At 71.2% G+C, this 22,629-nt stretch carries 22 protein-coding genes; 7 read left to right on the top strand and 15 right to left on the bottom strand.

What is annotated here, in order from left to right; translation table 11 throughout:
- Positions 1–233 precede the first annotated feature (233 nt).
- Positions 234–605 (top strand): DUSAM domain-containing protein, encoded by a 372-nt coding sequence (locus tag K8612_RS06520; protein ID WP_223761622.1) that lies wholly within the window; start codon positions 234–236, stop codon positions 603–605.
- A gap of 121 nt (positions 606–726) precedes the next feature.
- Complete coding sequence (locus K8612_RS06515; RefSeq protein ID WP_223761621.1) at positions 727–1,494, top strand: polysaccharide lyase; 768 nt, start codon at positions 727–729, stop codon at positions 1,492–1,494.
- A gap of 45 nt (positions 1,495–1,539) precedes the next feature.
- Here K8612_RS06515 and K8612_RS06510 read toward each other — a convergent pair whose 3' ends face one another.
- The 3 genes from K8612_RS06510 to K8612_RS06500 form a co-directional block, all read right to left on the bottom strand.
- Positions 1,540–3,297, bottom strand: a complete 1,758-nt coding sequence (locus K8612_RS06510) for a CotH kinase family protein (RefSeq protein WP_223761620.1) — start codon at positions 3,295–3,297, stop codon at positions 1,540–1,542.
- Positions 3,298–3,417: 120 nt separating this feature from the next.
- Entirely contained in the window at positions 3,418–4,455 is a 1,038-nt protein-coding gene (locus tag K8612_RS06505; RefSeq protein WP_223761619.1) for a hypothetical protein, read from the bottom strand.
- A 48-nt stretch (positions 4,456–4,503) separates the two neighbouring features.
- Positions 4,504–5,655: an AI-2E family transporter gene (locus K8612_RS06500; RefSeq protein WP_223740302.1), complete on the bottom strand. Its 1,152-nt coding sequence runs from the start codon at positions 5,653–5,655 to the stop codon at positions 4,504–4,506.
- Positions 5,656–5,747: 92 nt separating this feature from the next.
- Between K8612_RS06500 and K8612_RS06495 the strand changes: the two genes are divergently transcribed.
- Positions 5,748–6,269: a hypothetical protein gene (locus tag K8612_RS06495; RefSeq protein WP_223761618.1), complete on the top strand. Its 522-nt coding sequence runs from the start codon at positions 5,748–5,750 to the stop codon at positions 6,267–6,269.
- Positions 6,270–6,306: 37 nt separating this feature from the next.
- On the opposite strand, the gene K8612_RS06490 is transcribed toward K8612_RS06495, so the two are convergent.
- From K8612_RS06490 to K8612_RS06480, 3 genes are all read right to left on the bottom strand, one after another.
- The gene (locus tag K8612_RS06490; protein WP_014396669.1) at positions 6,307–6,429 is read right to left on the bottom strand and encodes a hypothetical protein; all 123 of its coding nucleotides are present in this window, start codon (positions 6,427–6,429) and stop codon (positions 6,307–6,309) included.
- A 55-nt stretch (positions 6,430–6,484) separates the two neighbouring features.
- Positions 6,485–7,867 carry a P1 family peptidase gene (locus K8612_RS06485; RefSeq protein ID WP_223761617.1) on the bottom strand — a complete coding sequence of 461 codons (1,383 nt, stop codon included), beginning with the start codon at positions 7,865–7,867 and terminating at the stop codon, positions 6,485–6,487.
- Positions 7,868–7,931: 64 nt separating this feature from the next.
- Positions 7,932–8,672 (bottom strand): TetR/AcrR family transcriptional regulator, encoded by a 741-nt coding sequence (locus tag K8612_RS06480; protein WP_223761616.1) that lies wholly within the window; start codon positions 8,670–8,672, stop codon positions 7,932–7,934.
- 96 nt (positions 8,673–8,768) lie between these two features.
- Between K8612_RS06480 and K8612_RS06475 the strand changes: the two genes are divergently transcribed.
- Positions 8,769–10,199, top strand: a complete 1,431-nt coding sequence (locus tag K8612_RS06475; protein WP_223761615.1) for a carotenoid oxygenase family protein — start codon at positions 8,769–8,771, stop codon at positions 10,197–10,199.
- Positions 10,200–10,259: 60 nt separating this feature from the next.
- Here the strand turns inward: K8612_RS06475 and K8612_RS06470 are convergent, their stop codons facing one another.
- The 5 genes from K8612_RS06470 to K8612_RS06450 all read right to left on the bottom strand — a co-directional run bounded on the left by K8612_RS06470 (position 10,260) and on the right by K8612_RS06450 (position 14,918).
- Positions 10,260–12,443, bottom strand: coding sequence for an ATP-grasp domain-containing protein (locus tag K8612_RS06470; RefSeq protein WP_223761614.1), 2,184 nt, complete (start codon positions 12,441–12,443; stop codon positions 10,260–10,262).
- The gene (locus K8612_RS06465; RefSeq protein ID WP_223740511.1) at positions 12,428–13,045 is read right to left on the bottom strand and encodes an RDD family protein; all 618 of its coding nucleotides are present in this window, start codon (positions 13,043–13,045) and stop codon (positions 12,428–12,430) included. Before K8612_RS06465 ends, K8612_RS06470 begins: the two co-directional genes overlap by 16 nt.
- 23 nt (positions 13,046–13,068) lie before the next feature.
- Positions 13,069–13,458, bottom strand: coding sequence for a hypothetical protein (locus K8612_RS06460; protein WP_223740311.1), 390 nt, complete (start codon positions 13,456–13,458; stop codon positions 13,069–13,071).
- A 218-nt stretch (positions 13,459–13,676) separates the two neighbouring features.
- Positions 13,677–14,645, bottom strand: a complete 969-nt coding sequence (hemB, locus tag K8612_RS06455; RefSeq protein ID WP_223761613.1) for a porphobilinogen synthase — start codon at positions 14,643–14,645, stop codon at positions 13,677–13,679.
- A gap of 63 nt (positions 14,646–14,708) precedes the next feature.
- Positions 14,709–14,918, bottom strand: a complete 210-nt coding sequence (locus K8612_RS06450; RefSeq protein WP_223740313.1) for a hypothetical protein — start codon at positions 14,916–14,918, stop codon at positions 14,709–14,711.
- A 295-nt stretch (positions 14,919–15,213) separates the two neighbouring features.
- On the opposite strand from K8612_RS06450, the gene K8612_RS06445 reads away from it, so the two are divergent.
- From K8612_RS06445 to K8612_RS06435, 3 genes are all read left to right on the top strand, one after another.
- Complete coding sequence (locus tag K8612_RS06445; protein WP_223761612.1) at positions 15,214–16,224, top strand: ABC transporter ATP-binding protein; 1,011 nt, start codon at positions 15,214–15,216, stop codon at positions 16,222–16,224.
- A 62-nt stretch (positions 16,225–16,286) separates the two neighbouring features.
- Positions 16,287–17,060 carry a hypothetical protein gene (locus tag K8612_RS06440; RefSeq protein ID WP_223761687.1) on the top strand — a complete coding sequence of 258 codons (774 nt, stop codon included), beginning with the start codon at positions 16,287–16,289 and terminating at the stop codon, positions 17,058–17,060.
- Between the two features lie 3 nt (positions 17,061–17,063).
- Positions 17,064–18,185, top strand: a complete 1,122-nt coding sequence (locus K8612_RS06435; RefSeq protein ID WP_223761611.1) for a hypothetical protein — start codon at positions 17,064–17,066, stop codon at positions 18,183–18,185.
- Between the two features lie 3 nt (positions 18,186–18,188).
- On the opposite strand, the gene K8612_RS06430 is transcribed toward K8612_RS06435, so the two are convergent.
- From K8612_RS06430 to K8612_RS06415, 4 genes are all read right to left on the bottom strand, one after another.
- The gene (locus tag K8612_RS06430; protein ID WP_223761610.1) at positions 18,189–19,163 is read right to left on the bottom strand and encodes a DUF6268 family outer membrane beta-barrel protein; all 975 of its coding nucleotides are present in this window, start codon (positions 19,161–19,163) and stop codon (positions 18,189–18,191) included.
- A 104-nt stretch (positions 19,164–19,267) separates the two neighbouring features.
- On the bottom strand, positions 19,268–20,062 hold the full coding sequence (locus K8612_RS06425; protein WP_223761609.1) for a tRNA1(Val) (adenine(37)-N6)-methyltransferase: 795 nt from the start codon (positions 20,060–20,062) through the stop codon (positions 19,268–19,270).
- 12 nt (positions 20,063–20,074) lie between these two features.
- Positions 20,075–21,220: a DUF1015 family protein gene (locus K8612_RS06420; RefSeq protein ID WP_223740318.1), complete on the bottom strand. Its 1,146-nt coding sequence runs from the start codon at positions 21,218–21,220 to the stop codon at positions 20,075–20,077.
- Between the two features lie 67 nt (positions 21,221–21,287).
- Positions 21,288–22,538, bottom strand: coding sequence for a hypothetical protein (locus K8612_RS06415; protein WP_223761608.1), 1,251 nt, complete (start codon positions 22,536–22,538; stop codon positions 21,288–21,290).
- Positions 22,539–22,629 lie beyond the last annotated feature (91 nt).

Below are 22,629 nucleotides of genomic sequence, written 5' to 3'. Positions count from 1 at the left end.
GGCCGCGGGCGTCGGCGCCACCGGCACGCACAGCAACTCCGAAGTGGATGTGAACGATTACGTTGACGACCCGCGACTACCCGCGTGGAAGAACAGGTGCATGCGAAACTGGAACGCCTGCGCGGACGGCCTCTTCTCCGGCCCTTGCACCGACTGTTTGCGACGGTGCGAAGGCCAACACGCATGGCCCTTCAATCTATGCCGTCCCGCCAGGCCGAAGCGATGAGGACCGAATGAACCCACCCGACTGGAGTCCGCTCCTCGACCTTGCACGGCATGTGCTTCGCGAGAACGCACCGCTGCCCCTGAGTGATGACGTACGCGCGCTCCTGATTCAGACCGCCGCCGAAGTGGCCGTCTCCGACGCCGCATCAGCGCTTCAGACGGACGCCGGAGCCCTTGCGCTCCTGCGCGAGTGCGCCCGCCGCATCACCGACGGGTCCAATCGCCTGACAGACGCACTGCACCGGATGTGGAAGCTCCAGCGCCAGGGAGATTGGGACGGCGCGCGACAGGAAATGCGCGATGTGCTCGCCGTCGAGGTCGTCCCCTTCTACCGCGAGCTTGCGACGGAGCAGCTTGAAGGCATGAACGACGACCCTTGACGACCATGGAGCCTCCTGGAAGGGCGGCTTCACTCAACAAGACAAAACAGTCACGAACCTGCTAAGCTAGCAAAACAAGAAATAACAACAAAGAAGTAAATTTCCAATGGAGGCCCTTCCAATGCAAGCCAAGCCTTTCGCCGTGGCCGCCGGCGTGTCGCTGTTCGCGTTCGGGCTGGTCGCGGAGGCAGCGGAGATCTTCCGCAACACCGGAACGCTCACCGGTTGGAACGCCATCAACCGCGAGCACAACGGCTCCGTGAACGAGGTCACGAACGTCACCTACGAGGGCCCCACCGCCATCAAGGTCACGCAGGTCTACGACCCGAACTACACGGGCCGGTACCACTCGGAGGTGGTGAGGAACAACGTCTACCGCCGGGGCGACATGGGCTTCTACGGCTTCACCTTCCGGCTGCAGCAGGACTGGCAGTTCCAGCCCCAGTCCTACAACCTGGCGCAGTTCATCGCGGACTTCTCCAACACCGGCTGCGACGACTACATGCCGTCCACCATGGTGTGGCTGTCCGGCAACCAGCTCTACACCCGCGTCAAGCAGGGCACGGTCTGCGCCCAGAAGACCGTCACCTTCCCCAACCTGGCCACCGTCAGCGCGGGGGAATGGCACAAGGTCATCCTGCAGGTGAAGTGGGCCAGCGACAGCACCGGCTACATCAAGCTCTGGTTCGACGGGGTGAAGGTCCTGGAGCAGTTCAACCTGGCCACCACCGTGGCGGACGACCGCTATTTCCAGTTCCGCGTGGGCCTCTACGCCAACGGCTGGCATGACAGCGGGTACATGCAGGGCTCCCAGCCCACCCGCAGCATCTGGTTCGACGAAATCGCGGCCGGCACCACGTTCGCCGACGCCGACCCTGCGCAGTGGTAGTCCCGGTGGGCGCGGCGAGGTCCTCCCCCCGCCGCGCCGCCAACCTCAGGGCAGTTGTGACTGGAACGCGCCCCAGCGCTTGTGCACCCACTGCCGGATGTACTCGACCTCCTCCGCGTGGGTCTTGAAGTCCTGGCGCAGGTGCCAGTCCGGGAAGTTGTTGTAGCCCCCGTCGCTCCCCGCCTCCGGCTTCGCGAAGTTCCGGTACTGCTCCGCCCACCGCGCCTCGTCGCGCTGCGCGTTGGGCCCCAGCTCCCGCACGTAGCCGTCGATCATCGCCTGCACCCGGGCCTCGCTCAGCTCGTTCTTCAAGGCCTGGCGGTAGCGCTCGCGCAGGGGGCCCGCGATGCCAGGCTCCGCCAGCATCCGCTTGAAGAGCAGGTTGTCCGACGCGTAGGTGGGCCGCGCCGTGGCGCTGGTGCGCGTGGTGTCGTAGTTCTGCCCGAAGCTCGCGTCCAGGTCCCACGGGATGTAGCGCCAGGGCCCGCCCGTCTTCGGGTCGTACGCGTGATAGGCGTTCTTCGCCTGCGAGTCATTGCCCTGGATGAGCGTATTGAAGATCCACCAGTCCTCGTAGTCGCGCGCCTTCAGCCTCGCGCCGAACTCCTGACGGAAGCTGTCGTTGCTGGAGTCCGCCACCCACGCGACGAAGGCGTGCAGCGTGCTGAAGTTGCCCGGCGGGTTACCCTCGTCCTTCACGAAGCCGACGTCGAGGCTCGCCTTCGTCTGCCCGTTACGCGTCAGGCGGGAGAAGTTGGCGTCCGCGGTGTCGGCCTTGAAGAGGTCCGAGTCATCGTCGATGCCGTTCCACTCCATCAGCCGCTTGTCCACGTGGTCCGCCGCCGTGTAGAGCCCGCGGTACTTGTTGTTCGCGTACACCACCACGCTGAAGGTGCGGATGCGCACGGCGTTGGGGGACAGCCGGTTCCACAGGTCGAACGCCAGCCGCGAGCGCAGGTAGGAGTTGTCATTGAACGTGGTGATGAGCACCACGCGCTTGCGGTCCTTGAAGCCGTCGCCGAAGACGGGCTCGGAGAACAGGTCGTCCTCCGCGAACTTGAGCGTCAGGCTGCGCTTGGGGAACACGCTGGACGTGGCCCCGCGGTACTTCGCGTCAATCGTGTAGCGGTGGCCCCGGTACACCACCTCCGCGGGCCGGTAGGCGCCGGACGTCAGGCCCACGTCCGGATTGAAGAACAGGTGCACCACGGGCAGCCCGTACTCCTCCGTGTAGGCCACGGGGTCGACGATGTCGACCTTGCCCGGCGCGGTGTCGTTGTTGGCCACGCCGACCTTGAGCGTGCCCGTCTCGCCGGTGGTGCGCTCCTCCAGCGTGAGCATCCACACCGCGCCCTGGTTGAGCGCGGGCGTCCAGCGCAGCGTGGCGGTGGCCGCGTCGAACGTGGCGCCCGGCGGAAGGTTCCTCACCCCGAAGCGCAGCCCGGCCTCCGCGAGCCCCGTCGCGCACGTCACCTTCGCGGCGAAGGACTCGCCCTCCAGCACCCAGCGCGTGTCGCCCGCGGTGGGCGCGCAGGCCTGGGGTGCCGTGCCCGCATCCCCGGCTCCCGCGTCCGGCGTTCCGGAGCCCGCGTCGGTCGGAGCGCCCGTGCCCGCGTCGGAGGAAGGCTGCGTGCCTCCATCCACCGTGCCCTCGCCGGACTGCGGGTGCGTGCCCGCGTCGGAGGCCGTGCCGGAAGGCGTGTCGTCCGTGGGCGATGAGGTGTCACCGCCGCCGCCGCACGCCACCAGGGCGAAGCACGCCAGCCCCGCCAGTCCCCGCGTCCACCATCGCCTGGATTGCACCGAGAATCGTCCCCCTTGCGTCACGGCCCACAGCAGACCGTGGAGGCAAGGGGTAGTCATCGTGCTGGAGTGCCGACACCGGCGCTCCGGGGCGATGTCGCTCGTCCGACAGCGTCAACGTCAGTACGTCGCGATCAACCCGGCATGCAGGCTGGAGTACGTCTCCTCGGTCGCTCCGCCGTTGTTCCAACCGGTGAGCGTGCCGGGCCCGGAGAACTGGTCCTTGAAGTGCGCCAGCCGCCAGGCCACGTCGTAGCCGAACGGTCCCCAGATGTCCCCGGACACGCCCAGCTCCGCGCTCCAGCCGAAGCTGGACACGGACGTGCCGTAGTCGCGGACCTCCAGCGCCCGCCGCCCGCCGTCCGCGTCCGGCGAGTGCCCCGGCCTGGGTGACAGCAACAGCCCGCCCGACGCGTCCAGCCGCACCGAGCTGAACAGCGGCACGGACAGGTCCAACGCCACGGACGGGAACACGCGGTGCGTGCCGGTCAGCGGGTTGTCCGCGGTCGCCTCCACGTCGAACGCGCGCGTCTGGATGCCCGCGCGCGCGCCCACGTAGCCCTGCTGCGGACGCGTCGTGCCGAAGCGGAAGTAGAAGCGGTACATCGCCTGCGCGGTGAAGGCCGTGTCCGTGGCGGACACCTCGCGCACCGGCGTCTGGCCGCCGTCCCCGGTGAGCGTCACGTCGGAGCTGGAGAAGCCCCGCTGCGCCCCCAGTTGGAGCCCCAGCCCGCGCAGCACCGACGTGGGGTGACGCGCCAGCGGCAGCACCTCCGCCTCCAGCGCCAGCCCCAGGTACGGATACGACGACGAGAAGTCCGACGTGTCCCCGAGCTGATCCTCCTCCGGCAGCCGGTCGTACGCGCCGCAACTGTCCACGCCGGGCCGCGCGCAGTAGCGCCGCCACGTCGCGGTGAGGGACAGGTTGAGCCGCACCCAGGTGGGCGCGCCCACCTCCGGCTCCGCCTGCGCCTGCGCCTTGCCGGACGGGCCGGTGCCCAGCCGCAGCGACAGCCACGCGGGGGACTCCCGGGCGCCATGGAAGGCCGGCGGCGTCAGGACGTCGGAGGCCGCCGCGGCCGGAGCCGACAGGGCCCCGATGAGGGCCAGGGTCCGCGACAGTCCCGAGGGGACCCTCGTGCTTCGGGGGGTCGTCATGCGCCGGTCAGGTTCACCCAGCGCCGGGGCGAAGTCCAGGCTCGGGGCTCAGGCGTTCATCACGTGACCCACGCTCGCCGTGGAGGGCACTGGCGCGGGCTGCGGGGTGAGCGAAGGCGAGGAATCCTGGGACACCACGGGAGCAGGCTGAGATTCCTGGGCACGACCCAGGAAGTCACGCCGGTAGATGCGCACCATGGCCATGAAGATGGACGCGATGAGCGGCCCCACCAGCAGGCCCATCATCCCGAACACCGCCAGCCCGCCGAACATGGACAGGAAGACGAGCAGCGGGTGCAGCGCCATGCGCGAGCCGCACAGCCTGGGGCGGATGACGTTGTCGATGCTGCCCACCAGGAAGGTGCCCCACGCGAGCAGGAACACGCCCTCGCTCACCCGGTTGGCCGCGATGAGGATGACGCCGATGGGCCCCCACACGAGCGCGGTGCCGCCCACCGGGACCAGCGCCACCAGCACCATGGCCGCGCCCCACACCCCGGCGTGCGGCACGCCCGCGATGAGCAGCCCCACGAAGCCCACCGCGCCCTGCACCAGCGCGGTGACGGTGTTGCCGTAGATGATGGCGTACGCGACGTCCGTGAACTCGTGGGAGAAGGCGTCGAAGTAGCGGCGCTCCAGGGGGATGAGCCGGGCCACCTCGTTCACCAGACGACGGCCGTCCAGGAAGAAGTAGTACATGGCGACCGTCATCAGGAACATGTTGACGAGCAGCTCCGTGCCGGCGCCCACCAGGTCCGCGAGCAGCCCCGCGCCGCCCGACACCGCCGTCATCAGCAGGCGCTCCGTCTCCGAGCTCTCCGGATCGAAGTGCACGTAGCGGGCGAGGCCCCGCGGCAGGCTGTTGAGGAAGTGGTGGCGCAGGTCCACCTGATCCAACAGGTCCTGCGCCTGGCCCACGAACTGGAGCACCTCGCGGGCCACCATCCAGCCCACCAGCGCCAGCGGGGCAAGAATCAGCAGGAACACCGCGAGGGTGGACAGTCCGGCCGCCAGGGACTTGCGGCCCTGGAGCCGGCGGTCCAAGGAGTCCTGGATGGGCATGAACAGGACGACCAGGAAGCCGCCCAGCAGCACCGGCATCAGGAACGGCAGCAGGATGCGTGAAAAGAGAATCAGCGCGAGCGCGAACAGCCCCGCGAAGATGAAATTGGACCACCGCTTCGAATCGCCCGCCGTCACCGCCCCACCCCGTCCCCAGACCCGCTGAACGCAACGTAGGAACGGAGTTTCCCAGCAGGAAGTCCGTCCCTCCCTTCACCAAGAGGCCATCCATGACTTCTGGACGTTTCGCTCCCCTGGCGGCCGCCACCGCGGTGGTCGCCAGCGCCTTCCTGATGCTCGGTCCGGCCGGCTGTGACGAGAGCCAGAACGCGGCCTGCACGGACAACTGCCCCGCCGTGGAGGGCACCTACCCGCTGAGGTTCATGGGGGACGCGGGGCTGCCCGCCGAGTGCGTGAACCTGAACGTGCAGCCCCTGGCCGACGGCGAGGTGCTGAGCATCCAGCGCGGCGAGGGCGGCATGCTCACGGGCTCACTGGCGGGGGTGCCGCTGACGGGTCAGGTGTACGCGAGCGGCGATCTGACCCTGACCGGCCTGCCGCCGCCCAGCAGCGATGGCGGGGTGAGCACGATCTACACCCTCAACGCGACCCACACCGGCGGCGGAGACGACGACGGGGGCCTGGTCCACGGCGGCCTGTCCGGGAACTTCACCGGTCAGTTCTCGCGCATCCAGGGGACCAGCGCCCTTCGGTGCAACGTGGCGCGCCCCTTCACGGCGACCCGGCAGTGAAGCCAGGGCCGCCGGGAGCGGCGCCAGGGCGGCAGAATTACTTCTTCTTGCCTTCGGCGGCGGCGGCCTTGGCGGCTTCCTTCTGCTTCTTGATCCGCTTCTTCCAGTGCTGACGGATCTTCATCTGCACGCGGCGGTGCTTGCTCTTGCTGTTGGCCATGTGGGTGGCTCCTGGTCTCCGGAATGGAGCAAAGGGGGGCTTACCTATCAGAAGCCTACGGGCTCCCGGAAGAGGAACCCTCGGGGTCCTCCGGGACGGGCGCCCCGTCGGCTCGCGGCGCGGGGCCGGGCCCTCCGTCCGGGGGGGGCTCGTTGGGGGCCGGACGGGTCGGGAAGGGAATGCCCTCCGCGCTGCGGACCCGGGTGGGCTGGGCGCTGCCCAGCGTCACGTCCCCCTCCCGGTCCTCGTCGCTGGGGCGCTCCTTGGAGGCCGGCACGCTCGTCTGGTGGGGGCGCTTCTTCACCGAGGCGAAGATGGGGCGGCAGGCGTCCACGAAGCGGCGGACCTCGTCCAGGGGCAGCGCGGGCGAATAGTTGTCGTTCACCCCCGTCATGGGCTCCGCCATGCACATGGCGTTGAGGATGGCCTCCTCCGTGGCCTCCATCACGGCCTCGTAGAGGGGGTCCAGGCGCTGATCCAGGAGGATCTTCATCTTGTAGACCATCTTCTGGGTGCGCCTGGGGATGATGTTCGCGGTGGAGAAGCCCACGACGATTTCACCCGAGCCGTGCGCCGCGTAGCTGCCCACGCGGCCGATGCCCAGGCCCACGCGCTTGCAGAGGCGGTTGATCTGATGGCTGAGCAGCGGCGCGTCCGTGGCGACCACCGCGATGATGGAGCCGTAGGACTTGCCGCGGTGGGGGGTGTTCTTGAACTTCTCCACCAGCACCTCGCCCACCGGCAGGCCGCCCACGCGCAGGTTGTGCATCTTCCCGAAGTTGGACATGACGAGCACGCCCAGCGTGTAGCCGCCCAGCACCTCCGGCAGCTTGCGCGAGGACGTGCCGATGCCGCCCTTGAAGTCGCACGTCACCATGCCGGTGCCGCCGCCGACGTTGCCCTCCTGCACCGGGCCTGACTTCGCGTTGTTGATGGCGGCGACGACGTGCTCCTGGCGCACGTGGCGGCCGGAGATGTCGTTGAGCCACGAGTCGTCGCACTCGCCCACCACGGGGATGATGACGTCGTGCTCGTCGCCGATGCCCGGGTAGCGCTGGACGAGGTAGTTGGCCACGCCGTCGGACACGGCGCCCACGGCCATGGTGTTGGTGAGGAGGATGGGCGTCTCGATGAGGCCCCACTCCATGAGCTGCGTCATGCCGGAGACCTCGCCCGCGCCGTTGAGCACGAAGCCGCCCCCGCTCATGCGTTCCATGAAGATGTTGCCCAGGTTGGGCAGGATGGCCGTGACGCCCGTGCGCACCGGGCCGTAGCCGGGCCGCAGCGGCCCCGAGCCCTCGATGAGCGTGGTGTGGCCCACCAGCACGCCTTCGACGTCGGTGATGGCGTTGTACTTGCCCGGCTTGAAGCGCCCCAGCGGCAGCCCCAGCTCCCGCGCCCGGACCCTCGGCCCATTCTCTTCCGGTATCCGCACCATGCGCCGACCGTACCCGACAATCTCCGACGGTCAACCCTGCTTCCCTACCGACCGGCGCGAACGTTCAGCCGCGTGCGGGAGGCCTCAGCCCCTCCACGAGCAGCCGCGTCTGCACGCGGGCGAGCGCCTCCGCGGCCTCCGCGCCCTGCGGGGACTCACCGAGCTGCCGGTCCACGAACAGCGAGGCGAGCCCGTGCACGAGCGACCACGCGGTGAGCGTGAGGGGCCGCGACTCGCCGGGGCGCAGCAGGCCCGCCGCCTGTCCCGCCTCGATGCTGCTCACCAGGAGCGTGAAGGCGCCCTGCTCTCCCTCCGGCTCCGGGGGCGGTGACATGGGCCGGGTGAAGTGCGGGCCGAACATCACCCGGAAGTGCGGCGGGTGGCGCACGGCGAACAGCACGTAGGCCTCGCCCGCCGCGTACAGCCGCTCCAGGGGGCCGGTGTGCGGGGCCATGCGCTCGCGCATCTCGCGCGCCATGGCGCGGAAGCCCTCGTGCGCCACCGCCTCCAGCAGCGCCTCCTTGTCCGCGAAGTGCCGGTACGGCGCCGCGTGGGTGACCCCCGCCCGCCGGGCCACCTCCCGCAGGGACAGCGCGCCGAAGCCCTCCTCGGCGATGAGCGCCACCGCCGCGTCCACCAGCGCCTGGCGCAGGTCCCCGTGGTGGTAGCGGCCCTTGTCCTCCGGTGCCTCCGCCGCCTGCTTCCGCTTGCCCCGCGTCGCCAACGTCCGTGCCTCCTCGCGCGCCTGGTGCCGCCCGCGCGACTTGAGCACCCGCCGCATGAAGTTGCCAGCGTCAACATCCATGTTGACACCGAAAACATGCAATGTTTACAGTGTCTACATTCTGGGGTTGGCGCGGGGCCATCCGCGCCCTCACGTTGCACTGGAAAGGGAGCCGTCATGACGACCGCGACGAAGCAGACGATGTCCTCCTCCGCGCCGGGCTGGCTGCGGGCGTTCCGCACGCTTCCCCGCCAGCACGGCTTCGAGCCGCTGCGGGTGGAGGGCCAGGTGCCGGAGGGGCTGCGGGGCTCGCTGTACCGGGTGGGGCCGTGGACGTTCGACGTGCACGGCCGGCCGTACCAGCACTGGTTCGACGGGGACGGCGGGATGCTGGGCGTGCGCTTCGGGGCGGACGGGGTGACGGGGGCGTCGCGGCTGCTGGACACGCCCACCATGGTGGCGGAGCGCCAGGCGTCCTCGCAGCGCTACGGCGCGTACGGCACGCCCACGCCGCTGCTGCACAAGCTGCGCGACGTGCGCAAGAACTCCGCGAACACGTCCGTGATGGCGTGGAACGGCAAGCTGTACGCCCTCTTCGAGGGCAGCGTGCCGGTGGAGGTGTCCCCGGAGGACCTGTCCACGCTGGGCGAGACGGACTTCGACGGCACGGTGGTGGAGACGTTCTCCGCGCACCCGCACCGCGTGCCGTCGCGCAAGGCGTCCTACAACTTCGGCATCCGCTACGGCCGGGAGACGCTGGCGGACCTCTACGCGCTGCCGGACGGCGGCCCGGCGCGGCGGCTGGGCACGGTGAAGCTGCCGGGCGCGACCATGGTGCACGACTTCATCGCCACGGACCGCTACCTCGTCTTCTTCCTCTCACCGCTGCGCTTGAACCTCTTCCGCGCGCTGCTGCGGGTGGGCTCCTACTCGGAGAACCTGCGGTGGCGGCCGGAGGCGGGCGCGGACGTGCTGGTGGTGCCCATCGACGACGTGGCGCACCCGATTCGCATCACCACGGACGCCTTCTACCTGTGGCACTTCGGCAACGCGTACGAGCAGGGCGACACGCTGGTGGTGGACTACGTGCGCTACCCCGACTTCACGACGAACCAGTGGCTGGGCGAGCTGGTGCGCGGCCCCACGTCCCTGGACGCGAAGGGCATGCTGCACCGGGCGGTGGTGGACCTGAAGGCGCGCACCTTCCGCACCGAACAGCGCGCGGACCTTAGCTGCGAGTTCCCCCGCGTGGCCCCCGGCGTCGTGGGCCGCGCGCACCAGACGCTCTACCTGGGCGTGCACCGGAGCGATGAAGCCCGGCGCGGCCTCTTCGACGGCGTGGCGCGCATGGACATGGCCACCGGCCGCATGACCACGGCCTCCCTGGGCGAGGACACCTACCCCTCCGAGCCCGTCTTCGTCCCCCGCCCCGGCGGGAGCGCCGAGGACGACGGCTGGGTGCTCACGCAGGTGTTCGACGCGAAGACGGACACGTCCCACGTCGCCGTGCTGGACGCGCGCCACCTGGAGGACGGGCCCGTGGCGCGCTGCCACTTCAACCACGCCCTGCCGCCCACGTTCCACGGCGGCTTCGCGCCCGCGACGTGAAGAAAGGGGACGGCGCGCCGTGCGCACCGTCCCCTCCCCTGCCCGCGCTTCAGCGGACGCTCAGGACTTGAGCTCCGGACGCGGCGCGGGCGGGGTCTCCGCGGGGGCCGCGGCGTTGGCCTGCGCGGTCTGCTCTTCGATCCGCTGCACGACCTTGTTGAGCGGCGGCGCGTGGGCGCCGGCCGGGTTCTCCGTCTGGGCCCGGCGCGCCTCGCGTTCCTTGTAGCGGCGGATGGCGGGCGCCATGATCTCGCCAATCAGCGTCCGGTAGTCCATGCCGGCACCCGCCGCGATGAGCACCAGGTCGCTCCAGCCGGGCGTGAGGCCGGGCAGCGGGTTGCACTCGATGAAGTAGATGCGCCCCTTGTCGTCCATGCGGAAGTCGATGCGCGCCACGTCGCGGCACCCCAGCGCCATGAACGAGTTGCGCGCCGCCGTGCGCAGCTTCTCCAGCAGCGCGGGTTCGATCTTCGCGGGCGCGTCGTAGCGGATGCGGTCCGTCCAATCGAGCTTGTGCTGGAAGCTGTAGACGGGGTTCTTCTCCGCCTTGTCCAGGAAGACGATCTCCATGGGCGGCAGCACGCGCGGACGCCGCTCGCCCAGGAGGCCCACCGTGAACTCACGGCCGCCGATGTACTCTTCGATCAGCGCGGGCTGCTGGTACTTGCCGGCGATCTCCCGGACCACGTCGCGCAGCTCCGCCTCCGAGTTGCACACGCTTTTGGTGACGACGCCCTTGGAGCTGCCCTCCGCCACCGGCTTCACGATGAGCGGGAAGGTGGTGAACTCCTTGTTGAGGCGCTCCTTGCCCGTGACCATCAACTGGAAGTTGGGCGTGAGGATGCCCGCCTGGCGGACGATCTTCTTCGCCAGCGCCTTGTCCAGCGCGAGCGACAGCGTCGCGGGGTCGGAGCCCGTGTACGGGATGTCCAGGAGCTCCAGCATCGCCGGCACCTGGCTCTCACGGTTGCGGCCCTTGAAGCCCTCCGCGATGTTGAAGACGATGTCCAACGGCGTGCTGGAGAGCACCGTGGGCAGCTCCGCCGTGGCCTCCAGGTCGATGACCTCGTGGCCCCAGGACGCGATGGCCTCGCGGATGGCCTGGAGCGTGTTGGGCGAGTCGTACTCGGCCTCGCTGTCCTCCTGCACCGTCTCCGCCGTGGCGCTGGGCTTCACGCGCTTCACGTTGAAGCTGAAGCCCACGCGCAAGGGACCGGACTTGCGCGCGGGCCTGCCCTGGCGGCTCTTGGAGTCGCGGATCTTGTGGCGCTTGCCCGCGCTCTGGATGATGGAGTTGATGACCCCGTCCAGGTGCAGCCCCTCCAGCTCCGCCGCGGCGTAGATGCCCGCGCCCGGCTCCAGGCTGGGCAGCGCGTTGATCTCCAGGAAGTACGGCACGCCCGCGTCGGACACGCGGAAGTCCAGCCGGCCCAGGTCGCGGCAGTCCAGCACCTGGAGGATCTTCTGCGCCATCTTGCGGACGTCCTCGGACATCTTCGCCGGGATGTTCGCGGGGGCGCGCACGGACACGGACTTCTCCCGGCGCGTCTTCAGCTCGTAGTCGTAGATGGCGTACTTGCGGCCCTGGGACGCCTCCGGGTCGATGACGTACTCCACCGGCGCGAGCACGCCGTCGTAGTCGTTGTCCACCGCGGCCAGGAACGGCACCGTGAGGTCGCGCCCGCTGATGTACTCCTCCACCAGCACGCCCGCCGGGTACTTCTCCAGCGCCTTCGCCACCTTCTCCCGCACCTGCTCCAGCGTCTCCGCGACGGAGTCCTGGGTGATGCCCTTGGAGGAGCCCTCGAAGTTGGGCTTCACGATGACGGGGAAGCGCAGGTTCTCCGGCTGCAGCTCGCTGAGCTTCTCCACGTACTGCCAGCCGGGCGTGCGGATGCCGTGCTTGGAGAGGATGAGCTTGGTGAGCTGCTTGTCCAGCGTGAGCGCCAGCGCGTACGCGTCCGAGCCCGTGTACGCGAAGCCCAGCTCGTCGAAGAGCGCCGGGTAGAAGGCCTCACGGAAGCGGCCGCGGCGGCCCTCCGCCGTGTTGAAGATGAGGTCCGGGCTGTACGCCTCCAGGCGGGCCACGGTGCGCGACGCGGGGCCGCTCACCTCGAAGCGCTCCAGCCGGTGGCCCAGCCGCTCGATGGCCCCCGCCAGCGTGTTCACCGTCTCCTGCGTGTCGAACTCCGCCTCTTCTTCCGAGTCCGAAAGCCGCAGGTTGTAGGTCAGCGCGATGCGCATGGCTTACCCCGTCTCCCTTTCCTGAATGCCTTGCCGCGGCGCACCTTGGCCGCGGACATCAACCGTCCGGGAGCGCGCGTCGCGCCCACCGGCGTGCGGGCTGCAACCGTCGCGCCCGCGACAACCTTCCCGTCCACCACCTGCGTCTGCGCCCAGGTGTCCCCCAGCCGCAGGCCCAGCGGGTCGCGCAGCACGCGCCACGCCTCCACGCCGCCAATCACCACGAAGCCCGCCAGGGCGGCCACCACGCCGTGCGGCGCGGGCATCATCCCCAGCAGCACCACCAGCGCGAGCGGCGCGTTGCGAAGCGTGCTGTCACGGTGCCGCGCGGCCGAGCGCGTGGGCAGGTGCATCACCTTCACGCCGCAGATGCGCTTGCCCACGCTCTGCCCCTGGAGCATCCCGTCCGCGAGCAGCAGGAACAGCAGCGCCACCACCGCGCCCGCGGCGCCGCACACCACGTACAGGCCCCAGGCCACCGCGCAGTCGATGATGCGCGCGCCCAGCCGCAGGAGCAGCGACGCCTTCGGGTACGGTGAGTCCGGCTCCGCGTCCTCCTGCACCAGCCGCAGCACGCGGCCCGCGCCGCGGCCCTCCGCCATGAGACTGCGCTCGGGGGCGGTGCTCACTCCTCGGGCTCCAGCGTGAGCCCCTCTTCGGTGGGCTCCGGCTCGTCCAGCCCCGCCAGCTTCGCCAGCCGCTCGTGCGCGGACAGCGGGTGGACGAACGGCACCACCGACTGCGCGTGCTCCCCGGCCGCTTCCGCCGCCAGCCGCGCCGTGGGGCTGCCCGTCTCGGACATGCGCAGCAGCTTCTGCCGCGCGTCGTCCTCGTCGTGCCGCGCGGCCTCGCCCTCGCGGGTGAAGAAGACGAAGGCCATGGCCGGGCGCTTGGAGGACTCGCGCATCGCGAACTGCACGCCGTCCAGGTTCCAGCCCTTGCCCGTCCACTCGTTCAGGGTGCGCTCCAGCGCGCCCTCGTCCACCGTGGACAGCTCCACCACTTTGTACTGCAACGGCCCGGGCTCACGGACGACGGGAGCGCGGCCCTTCCCAGGGCGCTGGCCCGACCGGGAGCGCGGCGCCTTGGACGGCGCGGCGCCACGTCTGGGCGGAGGCTTCTCGGTTCTGCGTCCGGGCCGCTTCTTCTGGGTGGGCATCGTGGTGGGGGCATTTGGGCGCAAGCGGCGGAAGCGATCAAGCCTTCCGCCGATGCCGCGCGCCCGGGTGTCGCCTACAGGAGCTTGGCCGCTTCCAGGGCGTGGTAGGTGATGACCAGGTCGGCGCCGGCGCGCTTGATGGATGTGAGGACCTCCAACATCACGCGCTCGTAGTCCACCCAGCCGTTCTGCCCGGCGGCCTTGAGCATCGCGTACTCGCCGGAGACGTTGTACGCGGCCAGCGGCAGGTCGAAGTTCTCACGCAGCGCGCGGATGACGTCCAGGTACGACAGCGCCGGCTTCACCATGATGAAGTCCGCGCCCTCCTCCACGTCCAGCGCCGTCTCGCGGAGGGCCTCGCGCACGTTGCCGGGGTCCATCTGGTAGCCGCGGCGGTCGCCGAACTGGGGCGTGCTCTGCGCGGCCTCACGGAACGGGCCGTAGAAGCCGGAGGCGTACTTCGCCGAGTACGCCATGATGGGCGTGTCCTGGTGCTTCACCTCGTCCAGCGCCTTGCGGATGGCGCCGATGCGGCCGTCCATCATGTCCGACGGCGCGATGATGTCCGCGCCCGCCTGCGCGCAGGTGACGGCCATCTTGGCCAGCAGCGGCAGCGTGGCGTCGTTGGCCACGTGGTCGCCGTCCAGCACGCCGCAGTGGCCGTGGTCGGTGTACTCGCACAGGCACACGTCCGCGATGACCTGGAGGTCCGGCTCCGCGGCCTTGATCTCCCGGATGGCGCGCTGGACGATGCCGTCCGTCGCGTACGCCTGGGTGCCGCGCGCGTCCTTGTGGTCCGGGATGCCGAAGAGGATGACGGACGGCACGCCCAGCGACTTCGCGAGCTTCGCCTCCTTCACCGCGTGCTCCAGCGAGAAGTTGAAGACGCCCGGCATGGAGGCGATGGGACGGCGCACGTCCCGGCCCTCCACGACGAACAGCGGGTAGATGAAGTCCGTGGGTGAGAGGCGCGTCTCTCTCACCATGTCACGGAGGGCCGCCGAGCGGCGCAGCCTGCGGGGACGGTGGACGGGGTGGGCCATGGGTCGCCGGTATAAACCGCCGGGCCCCGCGCTTCACCCCTTCCGAGCCCTGAATCCGCCTGCTCAGCCGGCGACGGGGCGCCAGGTCAACTGATGGCGGCGCGAATCGCGAGCCATGCGGTCGGCCCGCCGCCCGGCCAGATCCGCCTCGTACAACGCCCGGGCGTAGCGCACCCGCGCCGCCTCGGTCCCGGTGGTCAGCTCCCGCTCGGCGGCCTCCAGCTCACGGCGCGCGTCCTGAAGCTGCTGCTCGGTCCCGTTTGCCCACGTCATGCCCATGTCTCCTGTGTGGTGTGTCCGCGAGCGTTGGCGTTCAGGTCCCGCGGGTCGCTGACAGGCATTGCAGGGCCTGGACCAGGGACACCGTTGGAACCCCCAGGAGTGCAACGCCCGGGAAAGACGAGGTGTCGCGTCGCGCCACGCGCGCTCCGGGTGCGCAAGGCGTTTCCCAGCGGCGCGAACAGGGGAACGCGGAGGGAAGCCCGCATGCACGGCGGGCCGTCCCTCCCCCGGGGGCAGCTCGATTCCATGCGGGTGCAATCATCCGCCCAGCGGGTCGTCTACAGTCATGACCGTGACGACTCCACCTCCCGCGCTCGAAGTGCAGGGCCTGCGAAAAACGTATCGCCGAGCGTTCGGACGCGGCGGCCATGAAGCCCTCCGGGGCATGGACCTCCACGTCCCGGCGGGCAGCGCGTTCGGGCTGATTGGCCCCAACGGCGCGGGCAAGACGACCTTCATCAAGAGCGTGCTCGGCATCGTGCGGCCCACCGCGGGCACGGTGCGGGTGCTGGGCGGGTCGCCGGAGGACCCCGCCATCCGCGCGCGCATCGGCTACCTGCCGGAGCGGCTGCACCTGCCCGGCACGTGGAAGTCGCCCGCGTTCCTGGCCACCGTGGCGCGGCTCAAGGGATTGAAGCCGGACGCGGCCGCGCACGCGCGGCTCCTGGAGCGCGTGGGGCTGGCGGACGCGGTGGACCGGCGCATCGGCGGCTACTCCAAGGGCATGCGGCAGCGGCTGGGGCTGGCGGCGGCGCTGCTGGGAGACCCGGCGCTGCTGGTGCTGGACGAGCCCACGGACGGCATCGACCCCATGGGCCGGCTGGAGGTGCGCCGCATCCTCCAGGAGGAGGTCCAGAAGGGCGTGACGCTGTTCCTCAACTCGCACCTGCTGGCGGAGACGGAGCGCGTGTGCGACCGCGTGGCCATCCTCGCGGACGGGCGCGTGCTGCGCGAAGGAAGGCTGGAGGAGCTGGCGAAGGCGGGGGCCCGCTGGCGCGTGCGCTTCGCGCCCGGCGCGGACCGGGCGGCGCTGGAGGCCGCGGGCTTCATGGCCGTGGCGGATCCGGCGCGGGGAGCAAGGCCGGGTGGTGACGCGAGGGCGGACATGGCGCCCGCGAGCGGTGGCCGGGAGGACGGTGTGTACACGGTGGACGCGGCGGACGTGGCGGTGCTCAACGCGGCGTTGGACAGGGCGCGGGCCTCGGGCGCGCTGCTGATGGAGCTCCGGCGCGAGGGCGCGGACCTGGAGGCGGTGCTCGTGGGCGCTGTCGGCGGCGGGCCGGGGGTGGCGGCGTGAAGAGCCCTGTCTTCGTCATCGCCGGCTACGTGCTGCGCGAGGCGGCGTCGCGCAAGTTCATCATGGCCTTCATGGTGGGGCTCACGCTGGTGCTGGCCACCGTGGCGCTCAGCCTCAAGCTGGAGGTCGTGGACGGCGCGCTCGCGGCGACGCGCCTGTTCGGCGAGGTGATGCGCTCCAACATCATGTCCGTGGACGTGGCGCTGCGGCCCATCTACCGCGCGGCGGCGTACCTGGTGTTCTACGGCGGCATCCTCTTCGGCATCGTCGCGTGCTCGGACTTCGCGCCGGGGCTGCTGTCGCCCGGCCGCATCGAGCACCTGCTCGCCCTGCCCTTGCAGCGCTGGCACCTCTTGGCCGGCACGTTCCTGGGGGTGATGACGCTGGCCCTGGGCGGCACGGTGTACGCCGCGGGCGGGCTGACGCTCATCTTCGGGGTGAAGACGGGGTACTGGACGGCGGGGCCGCTCATCGCCGGGGGCCTGGCGTGCGTGGGGTTCGCGGCGGTGTACGCGGTGATGCTCACCACGGCGACGCTGGTGCGCAGCGCGGCGCTGTGCTCCGCGGCGGGCTTCGTGCTGCTGGTGGGCGGCATCCTCGCGGGCTTCCGCGCGGACGTGTCGCGCTACCTGGAGTCGGGCTTCGGCCGCACGGCGTTCGACGCGGTGACGCTGGTGCTGCCCCGGCTGTCCGCGCTGGCGTCGCGCGCGGCGGACCTGGCCAGCTCCACGCCGATGGAGAAGGGTTCGCTGGGCATGCTGCTGGGCGGCGTGCTGGTGTTCGGACTGGGGGCCCTCTCCGTGGGCTTCTGGCACTTCGAGGGAAAGGACTGCTGAACCATGGATTCGCGCGGGCGCAGGAGGGTGTGGCTGGTGGGGGCGCTGCTGTTGTTCGCCGGGGGCGCGGTCCTGATGTTCACGGGCCAGGGCGACACGCCGGCCGCGGAGGCTCCGGACGTGGAGTTCCCCCGGCGCATGAAGGGCTCGGACCTGGAGCGCGCGGAGAAGCGGCGCACCTGGGTGATGCCCGCCGTGGTGGACGCGGGCGTGGCCGCGCCGGTGAAGCCGAGGGATCCGCTGCTCGCGGCGCTGCCCCGGGGCCCGGGCCGCACGGCGGTGGTCATCGAGGCGAACGCGCTGCGCTACTCGCCCGTGGGCGAGCTGCTCATGGACTGCCTGCTGCGTGACGGCGGCAAGAACCTGGAGCAGTTCAAGGCGATGAGCGGCGTGGATCCGCTCCAGGACCTGGACCGGCTGGTCGTCACCGACGAGGGCGTCATCCTCTCCGGCGACTTCAGCAAGGCGAAGTACCAGGAGCTGCTGGGCGAGCGAGTGTCCTCCGACTACGGCGCGGGCGCGCGCGTGTACGAGCCGGGGGACACGACCTTCGCCCTGCCGGACGGCGGCACGCAGCGCGGGCGCATGGACACGTCGGTGGGCACCTGGAACAACCAGATGCTCGTGTTCGGCAAGTCGCCGGACTCCGTGAAGACGGTGCTGGATCGCATGGACGGGCGCGGCCAGGAGGAGGGGCCGCCGCTCCTGGATGAGAACAGCACCTACGGCGAGATGTACGGCGTGCTGGCGGTGGAGACCCTGGCGAAGCTGCTGGGCCCGGGCCAGGAGGAGCTGGCGCGGCGGCTGACGGACGTGGCCCAGAACGTGGAGCTGCACCTGGACACCAGCGGCGACGTGGCCATGGTGGCCAACGTGACGGGCCTGGACGCGGAGAAGATGACGGACCTGGGCAAGTCCCTGGGCGGCGCGCTGTCCATGGCGCGCATGAAGGCGCAGGCGGAGGGCAAGGAGGACCTGGCGCAGCTCCTGGACTTCGCGAAGGTCCGGCCGGACGGCTCATCCTTCAAGCTGGAGCTGGCCGTGCCGCTGGCCACCCTCCAGGAGCAGCTCGCCTGGTGCCGCGAGGAGCGCCAGGCCGCCGAGCGCGCCAGGTCCACGCCGTAGCGCTCAGGGCGCCGGACGCGCGCCCCTGGCCTTCGCCTGGGGGGGCGCGGGACGCCAGCCCAGCACCACCCGGCCATACGGCGCGGGCCCCATGTCCAGCCCGCGCACGTTCAGGCTGTCGCGCTCGCGGTCCAGCAGCGCGTAGTCGTTGATCAGCGACACGCCCACCGACGAGCTGAGCCACAGGTCCCGGCCCAGGTGGACGTTCACGGTGGGCCCCACGCGGACCTGCGTCTCGCGCAGGTAGGTGGCGTTGAGCGCCTGGAGCTCCGGCGCGAAGCGGGTGCGCAGCACCTGCATGTCCAGCGCGCCCACCAGCCCCAGCTCCACCGTGTCGCCCAGCTTGCGCAGGAGCGTGAGCCGGGGCAGCCCCACCTCCACGACGTACGGGCCCTGCCGGTAGGTCAGGAGCAGCATGGGAATCACCGGCAGCTTGTCGAAGGGCCACAGCGCGACCACGCCGAACATCAGCCCGAGCCCCGGCGTGTCCTCGAACTGGTAGCGGGCCATCGCGAACGCCACCCACGACGTGTCCAGCGCCAGGTCGAACGAGGACCGGAAGTCCGTGCGGGTGCTGGCCGTCACCCCCGTGACGAGCAGCCAGCGCGGCGCCAGCGGGCGGACGGCCGTGAGCCCCAGTTGGACGCGGTGGTACTGCCGATCCACCGCGTCCTCCCGCAGGGCGGGCACGTCCGCGCCCATCCACCGCGTCTCGTAGCCCACCGACGGCAGCAGGTACGTGCGCCCCACGACGAGCAGCGGCAGCGGCACGCGCAGCTCCAGGGCCATCCGCTCCTTGACGTGGACGCCCCCCGCCTCCAGCGAGCCTCCGCCGGAGAGGCCATAGCTCACGTAGAGCCGGTCCGCCTGCGTCTGGGCCCCGGCCGGTGCGCCGAGGAGCAGCACCGCCACGGCCCAGCAGCCCAGGACCGGAGCCAGGAGTCGCCATCGCACGGCGCGGCGGAGGTCCACGCGCATCACACCCTGCCTTCGCAAAGACGGGGCGGCCGGTCCCGGCCCCGAGTCCGGCGAGTCTACCCTGCCCCGCTTCACCCGGGGTGACATGAAAGACGTGGGGTGTGTCAGCCCACCATGGCGTTGACTTCGTCCGTGAAGGCCGCGTCCTCGTCCGCGTGGACGACGAGCGGCGGCAGCACGGTGAGGTCCGCCCGGCCGCCCTTCACCGCGTGGAGCAGCACCAGCTTCGCGGGCCGGTCCGCGCGCGGATGCACCATGCGCACCGTGCGCGGCTCCAGTTGCAGCGTGCGCAGCACCGACACCAGCTCGCTGAAGCGCGACGCCGGGTACACCATGCACAGCGCGCCCCGGGGCACCAGCAGGTACGCCGCGGCGCGCACCACGTCCGGCAGCTCGCAGGCAATCTCATGCCGCGCGAGCGCCTTCTCCCGGGACAGGTTGCTCTGGCCCGCGGTGCGCGCGCGGTACGGCGGATTGCACAGCACGTGGCCGAAGCTGCTCGCGGGGAACGTCTCCGCCACGTGCCGCAGGTCGCCCTGCACCAGCGTCACCGAGCCCTCGCAGCGGTTGAGGTAGACGTTGCGCTCGGCCAGGGAGAACAGGCCCGGCTGCAGCTCCAGCGCGGTGATGTCCGCCCTCCCGAACCGGCGCGCCAGCACCAGCGGGATGATGCCGCACCCGGTGCCCAGGTCGAGCAGCCTGCCCCGGTCCGCCCCCGCCTCGAACACCGCGAAGTGCGCCAGCAGCACGGGGTCCAGCGTGAAGCGGTAGCCCAGCCTGCGCTGGAGCACCTGCACCTCGCCGCCGCAGATGGCGTCGAGCGTCTCCCCCGGGCCGGGCTCCAACCGCAGCCGCACCCGGCGGGGCCAGTCCTGCGCGGTGCCGGTCAGCGCACGCACTCGAGGGGGCCGTCAGACTTCGGGATCCAGGAAGAGCAACCCCGCCGGCACGCGCGGCTCCACGCGCAGGGTGCGCGGCGGCAGCGTGGCCTGGGCCTCCATCACGGCCCGCACCTCCCACACCGGCGGCGGGTTGAGCGCGAAGCCCGCCTGGAACGTGCCGGCCTCCACGCCCGCCACCAGCGCGTCCAGGCCGTGCACCGGGAAGACCTGGGGATGTCCGGACGCCTCCGGCTCCTGGATGCCCAGCACCGTGCGCAGCACCAGCGTGTTGAGCAGCGCCAGGTCCAGGCTGCGCAGCGTGGGGTTGCGAGGCGCGCCCTTCAGGTGCGCCAGGTCCAGCCCCTGGCGGAAGCGCAGGATGCGGCCCCGCCCGCCCGGCAGCACCAGCAGCACGGCGTGCTGCCCGGGCACCAGCGTGGCCAGCCGCTCACGCGCCGCGGCCAGCCCCTGCGGCGTGGTGAGGGGCGCGTCCAACTCCGTCACGCGCGCGTACGCGGCCACCAGGGTGAGGAAGGTGTCCTCCTGGAACGTCTCCACGCCCTTCAGGGCACGGTGGATGGGACACAGCTCCAGGCCCGGCTCGGACAGCGGCACCACCGCGGCCAGGCTCCGGCCCTGCTCGCTCAGGGCCGCCAGGGGCCGCATGGGGGCCTCGTCCAGCACCGCCTGCAGGCGCTTGGACACCGGGGACGGCTCGATGCGCAGGAGCGACACCGGGTTGCCGTCGTACTGCCCCTTCCAGACGGAGATGCCGCGCTCGGCGGCCTCCGCCAGCAGGGCCCGGAGGGCGCCGTGGTCATCCGCCACCAGGGTGACGGCGGGCTCCACCTCCCACGCGCGGGGCCGGTATGGGTCCTGCTCCAGCGACGGCACCGCGTCCGGCGTCAGCGCGCACAGGAGGTAGCGCACCGGAGGCCCGGAGAAGCGGCCCGCGGGGCCGTGCAGCTCCACGACGTAGAGGGCGGGGCGCGCGTCCTTCAAGAGCCCGCCCGAGTCCCGCATCCGGCGCAGCTCCGCGCTGGGGTTCGCGGACTCCAGCAGGGGCCGCACGTGCGTGGGCAGCGGGGCCGCGTTGCCGCGAGGAGGACCGTCCCCGGGCTCCAGCGAGGAGCCCAGCGAGGTCAGGAGGGCCGAGAACGGGAGGACGCGCGCCATACCGGGGAAAGGTGATGCCGCCCCTCCCCGCGCGCCATGACGCCTGCCCGCCCGGCCTCCAGGCCGTCTACCACCAGACGTTCTTGTACGGCCGGTCCTTGGCGCCGTGCGAGCTGCGCAGGGCGGAGCGGTCCACGCTCTCCTCCCACAGCAGGCTCACGGTGGTGATGGCGCCCGCGGAGCCCAGGAAGGACAGCACGTAGGGGGTGGACTGGTTGAAGCCGCCCAGCACCAGGCCGGAGATGAGCAGCACCGCCGCGCCCACGCCCCCGCCGAAGAGGTCCGCGCGGAGGATCTGCGACGCCGTGGGGTTGTAGCGCATGGTCGCCAGGGCCAGCACGCCCGCGCCCACGCCCGGCGAGATGAGCAGCATGTCCTTCCACGTCTTGCCGGAGATGGCCGTGCCGGAGAAGTGCACGATGGCGAGAAACAGCGCGCTGTACGCCGCCGCCCAGCCCGCGCCGGACGCCACCAGCAGGCCGTCCGAGAGCGGCAACTGCCCGCCGCCGATGCCCGCCGTCAGCCACGCGCCCAGCTCCGCGCCCAGGAACGCGGACCAGGTGAGCACGCCCGGGTCCTGGGTGATGAGGTCCATGAAGCCCGCGAGGAACATGCCGCCAATGCCCGAGTTGAGGATGGTGAAGTTCGCCATGGGCGTGTCCACCCAGTTGTTGAACTGCCACCACGCGGAGGCGCCGAAGCCCAGGCCCGCGCCAATCAGGGTGCCCGCGAGCATGGACTCGCGCGAGCTGCGGTCGAAGTTGAACTCCTTGGAGAACGCCTGCGTGAAGAAGCCACCCAGCGCGCCCAGGGCCGTGTGGTGCAGCACGAAGCGCATGCTGCCGGGGCCGGACAGGAACGGCCCCCGGCGGCGCTGGCCGTCCAGGAACACGCCGTTGTCCTCCGGCGGCGGGCGGATCCGCGAGGCGGCGGTCGCGGTCTCGTCCCGGAGGGACTCCGGGCGCACCTCCCGCGTGCCCTCCGTCAACGGCGCCTGCGGCTCGGTGCGCAGGCGGTCCGGATCCGGCGGCTGGAGCGGCGCGTCGCTCGCGCGCGGAGGCGCTTCATCCGGAGGCGCGGCCTGCGTGGGCGGCGGCTGCCCATACGCGTCGCCCGCGGGCGTCGCGGGCGCAGGCTCTTCCGCGCGCGGCTCGGCCTGCGAGGACGGCGCCGGGTACATGCCCGGCGCGGGCGGAGGCGGCGGCTGCGGCGCCGGATAGACGCCCGTGCCACCCGCCTGGGCGAGTGCGAGGCCCGGCAACATCAGCGCGACCGCGAGGACGGTGACAGGGAGGTTCCAGGTTCGACGGTGTGACACGCGAGGGGCTCCTTGGGTCCGGCCGTCCGGCAGAAAACCACAACCGGTGCGCCGGTGTTGGTTTTCCGCCGCGTGTCGAAGATTCTCGCGC

This window comes from Corallococcus sp. AS-1-6 (assembly GCF_020037015.1).
Taxonomy (GTDB): domain Bacteria; phylum Myxococcota; class Myxococcia; order Myxococcales; family Myxococcaceae; genus Corallococcus.
This window is presented reverse-complemented; position numbering and strand designations above follow the sequence as displayed.